Genomic DNA, 11,400 nt, shown 5'->3' with positions numbered 1-11,400 from the left:
TCATTTTAAGAAACGGGGATGGTACAGTGAAGTCTACAGGTATTGTCCGCAAGGTGGACGAACTCGGTCGCGTCGTCATTCCCATCGAGTTGCGCCGCACGCTCGGCATCGGCGAGAAGGATGCGCTCGAAATCTACGTCGATGGAGATCGCATCATTCTCAAGAAGTACGAGCCGGCCTGCATCTTCTGCGGTCAGGCGGACGAGATCATCCACTTCAAGGGCAAGAACATCTGCCCGTCCTGCATCGCCGAGATGCAGCACGCGTAAATCGTCGATAAGGTGAGGCCGCAGCGGCAAAGAGATTTGCGCTGCGGCTTGTTTCGTTTCTCGGCGGCTCATCCGCCGAGCGTGCGGTTGTACAGCTCCCGCCGCTTGACGCCATGCGCTTCGCTCGCCCGCTTGACCGCTTCCTTGTGTGAGTGGCCTTCTTCCATCAGCCGTTCCACTTCGCGCACCGCTTCCGCTAAGCGCGCCTCCTCGCTCTCATGCGCGCCAGCGTCGTCCTGCGCGCCGCGGTTGTCGATCACGACCACGTACTCTCCGCGCGCCCCCTCCGCCGCCAACCGGCGCTCGAGCTCCTGAAGCGTGCCGCGCCAGAACGACTCGTGCAACTTCGTGATTTCCTTCGCCAGCACCGCCGGCCGATCCCCGAGTTCCTCGACGAGCCAGTGAAGCAGGTTCGCCACGCGGTGCGGCGCCTCGTACATCACGAGGGTGGCCGGAAGCTGGCGATACGGCGCCAGAAAGCGCGCGAACTCCGAGCGCGATCGCGGGGGAAAGCCAAGGTACACAAACGGCGTGGCGGGCAGCCCGCTCGCCATCAGCGCGGCCAGGAAGGCGCTCGGGCCGGGCACCGGCACAATGGGCACGCCGGCCTCGAGTGCGGCGGCGACGGCCGAATCGCCAGGATCCGAGATGAGCGGCGTGCCTGCGTCGCTGACGAGCGCCACGCGCCGCCCCTCTCGCAGCCGCTCTCCCAGCCACTCGGCCCGCGCCCCCTCATTGTGTTCGTGAAAGCTCACAAGCCTGTCGCCACCCGGGATCTCGTAGCGGCTGAGGAGCTTCCGGGTCTGCCGCGTGTCCTCGCACAGGATGATGTCCACCTCGCGGAGCACGTCCAACAGCCGCAGCGAGACGTCGCGCAAGTTGCCGATGGGCGTGCTGCAGACGTACAGACATCCGCCCTCGGGTTTCACCTGTTCTCCCAACGCCTTTTCTCCTCCATGCTGCATCCTGCGAAAAAAGCCCGCTCGATCGCGCCCGCAGGCGCGCCGAACGGGCCCTTGCCGTCAAGCGCGTTCGATGAACGCCAGACAAAACAGACATTCCCCGTCTGTGCGCAGGCTCCCATATTTGACGTTGCAGATGTGAAATCCTTCTCGATAAATGCGGCGCAGGTTCTCCTGCGCCGAGCCCGACTCCGCAAGGCCCTTTCCCATCGTCAGCGCCTGATAATGTTCGTTTTCTCGCCGCAGTCGCTGATTCTCCTCGATGAGCTCCTGAATCTGGTGTTTGAGCGATCCGAGCTCTTCGTACAGCTCGCCGATGCGCGCCTCCAAATTCGCAACCTGCACAAACAGCGATTGTTTGTCCATGTCTGGACACCAACCTCTTTACGCCATCGCGTCCTGGTCGTGGTATGCGTCGTTCTCGAACTTCAAGCAACACATCAGGCGGCCGCACAGGCCCGAGATTTTGGACGGATTGAGCGACAGGCTCTGATCCTTCGCCATCCGGATGGAGACGGGATCGAACTCGCCCATCCAGGTGGAACAACACAACAGGCGCCCGCACGGGCCAATTCCGCCGAGGATCTTCGCCTCGTCCCGCACGCCAATCTGCCGGAGCTCGATCCGCACGCGGAACACGCTGGCCAAATCTTTCACCAGTTCGCGAAAATCCACGCGCCCGTCGGCGGTGAAGTAGAAGATGAGCTTGTTCCGGTCGAACGTGTACTCCGCGTCCACGAGCTTCATCTCCAGGCCGTGCTTCGCCACCTTCTCGCGAAACACCCCCATCGCCTGCTTGGCGCGCCGGCGATTCTCCTCCACCACCGCCCGGTCCGCGTCCGTGGCGATCCGCATGACCTCTTTAAGGGGCAGGACGACGTCATCCTCCGCCACCTGTTTCGGCCCCACCACCACGCGCCCGCACTCAATTCCGCGCGTGGTCTCGACGATCACGTCCGCGCCTTTTTCTATCGGAAGATCGCCGGGATCGAAATAATAAATCTTCCCGGCCGGTTTGAAGCGCACGCCGACTATCGTCACCATGAGGTTGTAACCTCCCGCAAACGGACGCACATCTGCTCAAGGTTGAGCAGCCAAGCGACGTGCGACTGAAGGCGCAATCTCGCCTCCATCACCGCCTGAACACACGCCGCATACTGCTCCACCTCGAGAATGGGAGCAATGCGCCTCACGGCCTCTTCCCACGCCCCAAAGCGCTCCGCTTGGCCGCCCGCGCGCACTCGCATGAGCTCGCGGAGCCACTCGGCGAGGAGCAGAAGGCCGTCTTCCGCGGGGACATCCTTTGCAATCGACTGCCAAGACGCGGCCAGCTCCCATGGCGTTGCGCCACCGCTCTGCCACGTCTGCGTCCATTCTATCACCCGCTCCATGAGCCCGGCAAACGAAGGATCTTCCGCGCTTGTGGCGCGCGTCACCACGGCGATGGACGTCGGGTCCGTGGATAGAAAAGGAGGCGAGGCGGAAAGGAGACAGGTGAACGAGCGGGATCGGAGCGTGGAAAGCACTTTCTGACGGCTCTGCGCGGTCAAAATCGCGTACGTCTCCGGCGCGGGCTCCTCGAGGGTCTTGAGCATGCGGTTGGCCGCGACGGGGGTCATCTCGTCGGCGCCGCGGAGCACGTACACCTTGCGCGTCCCATGGCCTTTCGTCGCAAGCCACGCCTGCAGCGCCTCCACGTCGCCCGCCTTGAGCCCTTCGTCTCCCGACGCCCAGAAGTCCGGGTGCGATCCGGCCGAAAACTGCGCACAACTTCGGCATCGCCCGCACGGCGCATCCGCTCGCGGCGCCTCGCAGAGCAGCGCTTGGGCGAGCCACCTCGACGCCCTCTCGACCTGGCTCGACTCGCCCACCAACAGCACCGCGTGCCAGAGTTCGCCCGCACGGAGCCTTTTCAGGAGGGCATCCGGCAGCCCAACCGCCTCATCCAGGCGGCCATTCGCTTTAGACGCTTCCAAGCCGTCGACCGCCTTTCCAAACTTTAGAACTGCTCGAACCGCTCGATGTCGAGCACGAATACCGTCGCGCCACCCACCTGCACGTTCACCGGATAGGGAATGTACGACTCCATACTCGCCCCCATCGGCGACATCGGGGCCACCACCTGCTCGCGCGCCTTGCAGGACCGCTGGATGATCTGCATCACGCGGTCCACCAGATGGTCTTCCACGCCGATGAGAAACGTCGTGTTGCCCGCGTGCAAAAAGCCGCCTGTCGACGCCAGCTTCGTCGCGCGGATATCCTCCTTGACGAGGTTCTGCGCCAGCTTGTTGCTGTCTTTATCCTGAACCACGGCGATCACGAGCTTCATGTGGGCTCACCCACCTCTACAAGTGTTGTTGGATGAGATTCCATACCAGCGCCCGGATCTCCTGCTCGATGTCCTCGGGCGATCTCGCCGCGTCGATCCGCTTGCGCACCTCCGGCGCCGCGCGCCACAGACGCTCGAACGCGTCCATGACGCGCTCGAAAAACGCCTCACCCCGCCGCTCAATTCGGTCGAGTCCACCACCCTCCGCGCGCGTCCGAAGACGCGATCGCGCGCTGGACCAGTCGAGATCGAACCAGAGCGTCAAGTCGGGGCGCAGGCCGCCGAGGGCGTACTCGTTCAGCGCCTCGACCCACGCCTCGCCCAGGCCAAGTCCCGCGCCCTGATAGGCGATGGAGGCGTCCACGAACCTGTCGCAAAGGACAATTTCGCCCCGCGCCAGGGCGGGCCTGATAAGCTCCTCCACGTGCTGCGCCCGCGACGCGGCGTAGAGGAGCGCTTCGGTGCGCGGCTCCATCTCCTGATGGCGCGGATCGAGCAGAATGGCGCGGACAGCGTCGCCAATGCGCGTACCACCCGGCTCCCGGGTCACCACCACGGGAAGTCCTTGCGCCTCAAGCCAGGATGCGAGCCGGAGAAGTTGCGTGGTCTTGCCCGCGCCGTCGATGCCTTCAAACGTGATGAGGAGCCCCTTATGCATCGCACACCTCGATTGTCCCGTCTGCGCCCATCCCGACGACGTCGTGACCATCCTGCCACAGGCGGGCGAGAAGCTCTGCCTGATGTTCGGAGATGACTTGTCCTGGCCAGATGGCGGGTACGCCCGGTGGGTAGGGCGAGATGGGCCGCTTGGCGATGCGCCCCACGGCCTCGATCAGCGGCACGCGCCGCCCGGGCACCCGGTCGATATCGCTGGGCCGAACCGCCATTTCCGCAGGCGCCTCGTACAGGCGAGCGCCGAGCCAGCCATTTTCGCGCTCCATCTCGCCCACCTCTTCACGCCATGCCCGATACGCCTCGAAGAAGCGTGCCACGTCTCGATCCGTCTGCCCAAAGCCGAACACGGCCAGCGCGCCCGAGGCGTCCCATGATTCGAGGAACATGCCCTCAGCTTCCAGCCGCGCCGCCAGTTGAGCGCTCCGCGCCTTGGATGCCGTCGGAATCCAGAGCCGCATCGGATCGGCGTCGGGTTCAAAGACGCGGTACGCCTGCAGCCGGTCCAGCGTCTCCCGGACCAGGTCTCGGCCGGATCGCAGAAAAGCCTGGGCGGCATCGAGAGCGGCCAGGAGCAGGTAGGACGGACTGGTGGTGTGGAGAAACAGGAGCGCCTCGTGAACCGCGTCCGCGAGCTCCGGGCGCGAAACGTGCACCCACGCCGCCTGCGTCAGGCAGGGCAGCGTCTTGTGCGGGCTCTGGATGACCACGTCCGCTCCCTGCGCCACGCTGTGAGGAGGCAGGCGCCCATCAAGCCCGAAATGCGCCCCGTGCGCCTCGTCCACAAGAAGGAGCGCCCCGTGGCGATGCGCCACTTCGGCAAGGCCGGGCACGTCCGCCACAAAGCCTGGATAGGTGGGACTTGTCACGAACACCGCCCGCACGTCTGCACACCGGCGGAGCACCGACTCGAGCAAAGCGGGCGAGGGCGGATCGAACGCCTGACGCGCCGCATTCCACGGACTCGGCACAAAGACGGGCGCAGCGTCGGCGTACACGAGCCCCCGCCAGACGCTCATGTGGCAAGGGCCGAGCAGGATGACCCGGCCCCCAGGCGCGGAGCACGCGCCCTTGAGCGCAGCCATGACACATGCCGTGGCGCCGTTCACGGAGTAATACGTTCGATATGCGCCGTAGTGACGCGCGCAAAGGTCCTCGGATGCGGCGATGCAGTCGCTTGCGCTGTGGAAGTTGTCGAGCCCCGGCAGCTCCGTCAGGTCGAGCTTCATAGCCTGCCCCAGCCACGCGGACAGAGGCTGAGGCAGGTACCTGCCGTGATGTCCCGGCACGTGAAAGGAGGCTCGCTCTCGCGCCGCGTGATGCATCAGGCGATCCAGGATGGGCGTCTCAACGGCACCCCGTTCGCTCATGATTGTCACTCGCCTGAACCTCCGCGGCGAAACAGGTCGGCTCTCCTGCGAACCTCGTGCCGAACAAGCCAACCGAGTGCCATCGCGCTGACGAGGGTATACAACACGCCGAAGAGCGGCCACATCAATTTGTTCAACCCGTTTCAACGCTCCTTTTCGTGCCCATGCATGAAGGATGTTGACTTCATTGTACCACGGCTCCCCGGCCGACCGCGAAACGCTCCAGACTTCGAGACGCCGGGCGCACGACGAGAAGGGCGCACCGCTATGGCGATGCGCCCTCGCCTCCCCAGAGGCAAAAACTCACGTCTACAGCGACAAAGCCGAGAGCCAAATCAGCTTCATCCGCTCCACATAGCGGCGGTAGGCCTCGTCCTCGACATCCGTCTGAACGATCTCGCGCTCACACGCGTGACAGATGAGTTGCCCGCACACTCGCATGCCCTCTTGTCCAGTGCGGCCGCAGATCATGCAACTGTCCGACGGACAAGCCGCGCCCCAAAGTTCTTCAAGATATGCCATCTCTCTCATCGCACCATCACCTTCTCAGAGAGGCCATGTTGTCGCCCGGCACATGTCCATTCTTGCACGAAATACGCCTTCGCATACGCCATGGCTGTTCCACGCGTTTGACACGGGTCACTCCCAACGTATGTCGCGCGACTCGCGCGGTGTCGAGGACCATGCAGATCGGGCTTCCGGTGTAGGTCCGTGCTATAATCTCTTCGAAATGGAGGTGGAGAGGTGAACTCGCCCGCATCGGGTACGGCCAAGCTGGCTCGCGGAACCTCTCTCTATGTGATCTGCGTGGCCCTGGCAAAAGTGTTGGGGCTGGTCTGGGTCATTCCCGTGACCGCAATCATCGGACCGACAGGCAACGGCATCTACGGAAATGCATATGCCGTTTACAATATCCTTCAGCAACTCGCGACGGCGGGCTTCCCGCTCGCCATGGGGAAGCTCATCGCTGAACGCAGAGCGCGCGGAGAACGCGCGGTTGTGGAACACATATACCGGGTGACCATGCGCTCCCTCACGATCTTCAGCGTCTGCGCTTTCGCCATCATGTGGCTTGGAGCGCCGGCGTTTGCTCACATGGTATCGCTCAAAGACAGCGCGGCATCCGTCGAACAGAACGTGCCAAGTTTACGAGCTGTTTCCCTCATGTTGATTGTCATCCCCGCGATGAGCGGGCTGCGAGGCTATCTGCAGGGCTTTCAGCGCCTCGAAGGGCCTGCGTATTCGCAGACCTTTGAGCAGTTGTTCCGCGTCATCGCCATGGTTGTGGGTGCTTATCTCGTGGTGGACGTGTGGCACCGCAACCGCGCGGTATACGGCGCTGCTGCGGCGACCTTCGGAGGATTTGTGGGCGGTCTCGCGGGTCTCGTTTTGCTCGTGGCTTTCGCCATTCCAATTCGCAGGCAGGAACGCCCGCTGGGCTACGACGAGAGCCCGTTTCGAAGCGGACAGATTTTGCGCATGGTGTATCGCATCGCGCTGCCCGTCAGCCTGGGAGGGCTGGTCGTTCCCATTGCCAACCTGGTGGATTCGTGGACAGTGACGAATCTTCTCCAGGCGAGCGGCGAGAGCTATGCCCAAGCCGTCGCCAACTACGGCATCCTGACACGCCAAGCGATGTACCTCGTCATGTTGCCGATGTCATTCGCATACGCCATCGGCGTATCGGTGTTGCCGAGCGTCTCGGCGGCCAAGGAGAAGCGAAGCCAGGCGGACCTGCAGATGAATATCACGTTCACCCTGCGAACGATGTTCCTCATGAGCTTTCCCACGTCGGCCGCCCTTCTCGTCCTGAGCCGCCCCATCAACCTGGCTTTGTTCGGGACGACGGCCGGATCGGACATCATCTCGACGGTTTCGTTCATGAGCATCTTCGCGAGCATGGAGCTCATTTCCACCTACGTGCTGCAGGGTCTCGGGAAGATGTACCGCCCGGTGCGGAATATGTTCCTCGGCCTCGGCATCAAAACCGTCCTCAACTTCGCCCTGATTTTGAGCTTGCACAACGCGCTTGGCGCAGCCCTTGCCACGACCTTCGGATACATCGTCTCCTCCCTTCTCAACGTGGCCGCTGTGCGCAAGTACGGCCAGGTGCGCTTCTCGCTGCGCCGCCTCATGCGGCCCTTTTTCCGTTCGGCGCTCGTGGCAGCCGTCGCGATGTTCGGCGTGGACTACGGACTCAGCCGCGTGATGCACGCAGGGCACAGCGTCGAGGGACGATTGGCTGCCGTGATCGAACTGTTGGTGGCGGGGGGCGTCGGTGCGCTCGTCTACCTGCTGCTCGTGGCGCGATCCGGCGCGATGACCGAGGAAGAATTCCGCAGCGTGCCGGGCGTTGGCAAATATCTGGGCAAGATGGCGCGCAGATTGCGAAAGCCGCCCCGGCGGCCTGGCACGGAGCGGCTACGCAAGTACCCATAAGTGAAGCACGACGAGCGCGGCGAGCCCCGGCAGTCCAAGAAAGCCGGACGCAAGCACGGTGATGGGGTTAATGGGCAAGTGCAAGTCGAAGGAACGGCCGATGATGTCGAAGGCGGCGAGCAGCACACAACCCACTAACAGGCTGCGCAGCATCCAGAGGAGCGCCCGACTTGGCTTTTGGAAAAACTGGCTCAGAATCAAAGCGCCAAGTACGACGGCGCCGCACCACAGCCATACGGACGAGACATGCATGGACGACCCTCCTCGGCGTCATTCGACGCGCCACTCGTCGGAGGTCCAGTCAAATTCGGGGCCGTCGAACGAGATTCCACACTCTCGCGCGAGTCGAAAGAGGTAATTGAGTTGGCGCTCGGCGGCGCTCATGCGAAACACGACGTGATCGATGAGAAGCGGATCTGAGACGCTCTCAAACTGGCGCCTGGCGATCTCCAACTCGCGCCAACTCTTCAGGACTTCGCGAAGAAACCGCTGCCTGTCCATGGCCTGCTGATCAAGCGGGTGCTGTTCGGCTGATGCATGGCGAGCTACGTCAGGCAACACAGAAGCGCCGGATCGCTTTCGCGTCCAAGGCAAAATCGTGTGTGCCGTGGAGGTCTGCGGGGACGATTTGGGGTCCGTTGGCGTCACGCTCCGGTCCCTCCCTTGTCCAAGTTAATACATCATAGGCGAGAGGGACGCGGAATATGACTACAGAAATGCGCGTATGGGGACGTGTGCGCATGCCTTGCAACAGGCTCAGGATATCTTACGGTTGAGCCAGCGCTGGATACCATCGCCGAGGAGATTGAAGGAGACCACACTTAGCACAAGTGCCAGACCCGGAAATACCACAAGCCAAGGCGCCAATTGGAGATAACCCTGGGCAGATTGCAACATTGAGCCCCAGCTCGCGGTGGGAGGTTGGACCCCTAACCCCAAATACTCAAGGCTTGCTTCAGCCACAATGCTTGAGGCCATGGCGAGCGTAGCCTGAACAATGATGGGCGTCAGCGCATTAGGAAGAATATGGCGAAAGATAATTCGCGCATGGGTGCATCCGGCGACTCGTGCCGCGTCGATATAATCCTTCCCGAGTTCTTGAAGCATTTGTGCTCGCGCGGTCCGTGCAAATGTGGGCACGAGACCGATTCCTATTGCAATCATGGCATTCCGAGATCCTGGGCCGAGCATCGCAGCGAGCACAAGCGCCAGGATGAGAAAGGGAAAGGCCTGAATCGCGTCAATGATACGCATGATAATCCAAGTATCAAGAAATCCTCTGTAATACCCTGCAATCAGTCCGACTGGCACGCCAATCCCTGCACCCACCACGAGCGATCCCACGCTGACTTCCATGGACGTGCGGGCCCCGAAGAGAATTCGGGCCAATTGATCTCGCCCGAGTTGATCAGTTCCAAACCAATGATGCGCCGATGGCGCCTGAAGAACCGCGCTGTAATTAACTTGATTTGGACCATACGGAGAAATATAGGGAGCCAACAACGTAACACCAAGAATGAAAAACACCAGGATACTGCCAATCACGAGCGATGGGTTCGCGAGCCGAAGCCTCCTTGGCGGCAGATTCCGCGCCGGTGCGGACGTTTGCTCCACGGGCGACAAATGGGGCTCGGGTACGAGACTCATGCTTCCATCCCCCCGTCCGTACGAATGCGCGGATCGATCCGACTGTACATGAGATCGATGAGCAAGTTCACAATGATGACAATGAGTGCAGCGACCAGCGCTGTGCCTTGCACAGTAGTGTAATCTCGACTGAAGACACTTTGAACCAAAAGTTGCCCGAACCCCGGCAAGGAGAATACCTGCTCCGTGATGACTAATCCCCCCAACAGTCCTGCAATTTGCAGTCCGCTGGCAGTTAACACGGGAACGAGCGCGTTGGGAAGCGCATGTCTCAAAGTTACCGCACTCCCCCTGAGTCCTTTTGCCCAAGCTGTCCTCACAAAGTCCTCCCCAAGTGCGTCCGTCAGGCTGGAACGCAGCATGCGCAAGAGCACCGCGGCCTCTCTGATGCCCGTCGCAATACATGGGAGAAGCATGCATTCCAGATTCTTCAACGGGCTTTGCCAGATCGGAACGTAGAGAGAGTTCGTCACCAAATGAAATTTCACCGTAAACAATAACAAAAATAAGATGCCAAGCCAGAAAGGAGGCACTGAGATGCCAATGGTCGCCGCAAACATTGCCACAAATTCTGAAACACGCCCCCGCATGACCGCCGCCGCGATACCCAGAGGGAATGCGATGAGAATTGCGACGACCATCGTGCCTACCGCCAGCTCTACGGTTACAGGCAGACGCTGAAGGATGAGCTGCGACACGGACTCGTGATCCACGAGGGAGGTACCAAGATTGCCGCGCAATAGGTTTGACAACCACCCGAGATATTGCATGAGAAGAGGTCTATTCAGACCCATCTGTGCATCCAAGGCGTGGACGGCCTGAGGCGTTGCATCCTGCCCAAGGAGGATTTCCGCTGGGTTGCCTGGAATGAGATGAATGAAACTAAAAACCATAATGCTCAGGAAAAACAACACAGGTATTGTTGTGATGAGCCGCTGAATGACATATCGCACTCGTTTCACCTTCTCACTGGGCCTCTGCGCCGTCTGTGCAGAGGCCCATCAGGATGTTACGTGTTAGGAAATCCACATGGAGTAAAGGCGAAAGACGCCATCTGGATATACTTGAAATCCATGTAATTGCTTTGAGAAGGCGTACGTGTTGTTAGGAAAGTAGAGAAAAATATAGGGAGCCTGACGGTGCAGTTCTTGAACAAATGAATCGTAGTAGACTTTTCGCTGCGTCATGGACAACGCCTCACGGGCTTCATCGAGCAGCTTATCTGCTGTAGGGTCGCTAAAATTCGAACCATTCTGCGCCCCGCCTGTGTGCCAGAACTGATAGGCATTGTTATCTGGATCAATACGTCCCGACCATCCTAAGGCCGATGCCTGAAAGTCGTGGTCGGTGTTATTCGCGAGCAATGTTCCAAACTCCAGCTGCTCGATATTCATCTGGATGTGGTATGGCTGCAGCATGCTTTGCACGATTTGTGCGATTTCAGTCGAAACTGGGTTGTTGGCCGTTTGGAGTGTAAAGCTAAAACCGTTTGGATCCCCAGCTTCCTTCAAGTACTTTTCCACGAGCTGAGTGTTCGGTGCAGGCGGAAGGTCCAAAGCGCGATTGAACACCGGAGATTCAGGGCTGAACGGCCCCCACGCAGGAGTCGCCTCTCCTTTCAGCGCCACGTTCACCAGTAACGAGCGATTGATGGCCGCATCCACAGCCAGCCTCAGATATTTGTTGTTGAACGGAGGTTGTGACACGTTTGA

14 protein-coding genes and 1 pseudogene are annotated in these 11,400 nt (G+C 60.9%); 2 read left to right on the top strand and 13 right to left on the bottom strand.

Annotated features, from left to right (window positions below; genetic code table 11):
* Positions 1-26 precede the first annotated feature (26 nt).
* On the top strand, positions 27-269 hold the full coding sequence (locus AMA01_RS12940) for an AbrB/MazE/SpoVT family DNA-binding domain-containing protein (protein ID WP_012809578.1): 243 nt from the start codon (positions 27-29) through the stop codon (positions 267-269).
* Positions 270-337: 68 nt separating this feature from the next.
* Here AMA01_RS12940 and rsmI read toward each other — a convergent pair whose 3' ends face one another.
* The 8 genes and pseudogenes from rsmI to AMA01_RS12900 form a co-directional block, all read right to left on the bottom strand.
* On the bottom strand, positions 338-1,210 hold the full coding sequence (gene rsmI, locus AMA01_RS12935; RefSeq protein WP_067851615.1) for a 16S rRNA (cytidine(1402)-2'-O)-methyltransferase: 873 nt from the start codon (positions 1,208-1,210) through the stop codon (positions 338-340).
* An 81-nt stretch (positions 1,211-1,291) separates the two neighbouring features.
* The gene (locus AMA01_RS12930) at positions 1,292-1,597 is read right to left on the bottom strand and encodes an initiation-control protein YabA (RefSeq protein ID WP_008338013.1); all 306 of its coding nucleotides are present in this window, start codon (positions 1,595-1,597) and stop codon (positions 1,292-1,294) included.
* A 42-nt stretch (positions 1,598-1,639) separates the two neighbouring features.
* Positions 1,640-2,275: pseudogene (locus tag AMA01_RS12925) on the bottom strand (PSP1 domain-containing protein); the annotation flags it as partial.
* Positions 2,269-3,207 carry a hypothetical protein gene (locus AMA01_RS12920; protein ID WP_067851612.1) on the bottom strand — a complete coding sequence of 313 codons (939 nt, stop codon included), beginning with the start codon at positions 3,205-3,207 and terminating at the stop codon, positions 2,269-2,271. The pseudogene AMA01_RS12925 and the gene AMA01_RS12920, both read right to left, overlap by 7 nt.
* Positions 3,208-3,230: 23 nt before the next feature.
* A complete protein-coding gene (locus tag AMA01_RS12915) occupies positions 3,231-3,560 on the bottom strand; it encodes a cyclic-di-AMP receptor (RefSeq protein ID WP_008337998.1) in 330 nt (109 codons plus the stop codon).
* Positions 3,561-3,576: 16 nt separating this feature from the next.
* Positions 3,577-4,218, bottom strand: coding sequence for a dTMP kinase (tmk, locus tag AMA01_RS12910; RefSeq protein WP_067851610.1), 642 nt, complete (start codon positions 4,216-4,218; stop codon positions 3,577-3,579).
* On the bottom strand, positions 4,211-5,602 hold the full coding sequence (locus AMA01_RS12905; RefSeq protein WP_156468461.1) for an aminotransferase class I/II-fold pyridoxal phosphate-dependent enzyme: 1,392 nt from the start codon (positions 5,600-5,602) through the stop codon (positions 4,211-4,213). Before AMA01_RS12905 ends, tmk begins: the two co-directional genes overlap by 8 nt.
* 309 nt (positions 5,603-5,911) lie before the next feature.
* The gene (locus tag AMA01_RS12900) at positions 5,912-6,133 is read right to left on the bottom strand and encodes a sigma factor G inhibitor Gin (protein WP_067851606.1); all 222 of its coding nucleotides are present in this window, start codon (positions 6,131-6,133) and stop codon (positions 5,912-5,914) included.
* A 213-nt stretch (positions 6,134-6,346) separates the two neighbouring features.
* On the opposite strand from AMA01_RS12900, the gene AMA01_RS12895 reads away from it, so the two are divergent.
* A complete protein-coding gene (locus AMA01_RS12895) occupies positions 6,347-8,041 on the top strand; it encodes a putative polysaccharide biosynthesis protein (RefSeq protein ID WP_067851604.1) in 1,695 nt (564 codons plus the stop codon).
* Here the strand turns inward: AMA01_RS12895 and AMA01_RS12890 are convergent.
* The 5 genes from AMA01_RS12890 to AMA01_RS12870 all read right to left on the bottom strand — a co-directional run.
* On the bottom strand, positions 8,024-8,293 hold the full coding sequence (locus AMA01_RS12890; RefSeq protein WP_067851602.1) for a pro-sigmaK processing inhibitor BofA family protein: 270 nt from the start codon (positions 8,291-8,293) through the stop codon (positions 8,024-8,026). The two genes, AMA01_RS12895 and AMA01_RS12890, sit on opposite strands and share 18 nt — an antisense overlap.
* 18 nt (positions 8,294-8,311) lie before the next feature.
* Positions 8,312-8,689 carry a DUF2508 family protein gene (locus AMA01_RS12885; protein WP_067851600.1) on the bottom strand — a complete coding sequence of 126 codons (378 nt, stop codon included), beginning with the start codon at positions 8,687-8,689 and terminating at the stop codon, positions 8,312-8,314.
* 108 nt (positions 8,690-8,797) lie between these two features.
* A complete protein-coding gene (locus tag AMA01_RS12880) occupies positions 8,798-9,688 on the bottom strand; it encodes an ABC transporter permease (RefSeq protein WP_082744193.1) in 891 nt (296 codons plus the stop codon).
* Positions 9,685-10,641, bottom strand: coding sequence for an ABC transporter permease (locus tag AMA01_RS12875; RefSeq protein WP_067851598.1), 957 nt, complete (start codon positions 10,639-10,641; stop codon positions 9,685-9,687). Before AMA01_RS12875 ends, AMA01_RS12880 begins: the two co-directional genes overlap by 4 nt.
* Positions 10,642-10,704: 63 nt before the next feature.
* Positions 10,705-11,400: ABC transporter substrate-binding protein (locus AMA01_RS12870; protein WP_231862960.1), on the bottom strand; the 696-nt coding region annotated here is incomplete at its 5' end.

This window comes from Alicyclobacillus mali NBRC 102425 (assembly GCF_001570745.1).
Lineage (GTDB): Bacteria > Bacillota > Bacilli > Alicyclobacillales > Alicyclobacillaceae > Alicyclobacillus > Alicyclobacillus mali.
Note: the sequence above shows the minus strand (reverse complement) of the source record. Positions and strands in the feature narration are given on the sequence as shown.

What these genes read in the sequence shown, in the direction of transcription:
- AMA01_RS12905 (WP_156468461.1), bottom strand. Translation starts at nt 5,602, where the DNA reads ATGAGCGAACGGGGTGCCGTTGAGACGCCCATCCTGGATCGCCTGATG.
- AMA01_RS12890 (WP_067851602.1), bottom strand. Translation starts at nt 8,293, where the DNA reads ATGCATGTCTCGTCCGTATGGCTGTGGTGCGGCGCCGTCGTACTTGGC.
- AMA01_RS12930 (WP_008338013.1), bottom strand. Translation starts at nt 1,597, where the DNA reads ATGGACAAACAATCGCTGTTTGTGCAGGTTGCGAATTTGGAGGCGCGC.
- AMA01_RS12880 (WP_082744193.1), bottom strand. Translation starts at nt 9,688, where the DNA reads ATGAGTCTCGTACCCGAGCCCCATTTGTCGCCCGTGGAGCAAACGTCC.
- AMA01_RS12900 (WP_067851606.1), bottom strand. Translation starts at nt 6,133, where the DNA reads ATGAGAGAGATGGCATATCTTGAAGAACTTTGGGGCGCGGCTTGTCCG.
- tmk (WP_067851610.1), bottom strand. Translation starts at nt 4,218, where the DNA reads ATGCATAAGGGGCTCCTCATCACGTTTGAAGGCATCGACGGCGCGGGC.
- AMA01_RS12915 (WP_008337998.1), bottom strand. Translation starts at nt 3,560, where the DNA reads ATGAAGCTCGTGATCGCCGTGGTTCAGGATAAAGACAGCAACAAGCTG.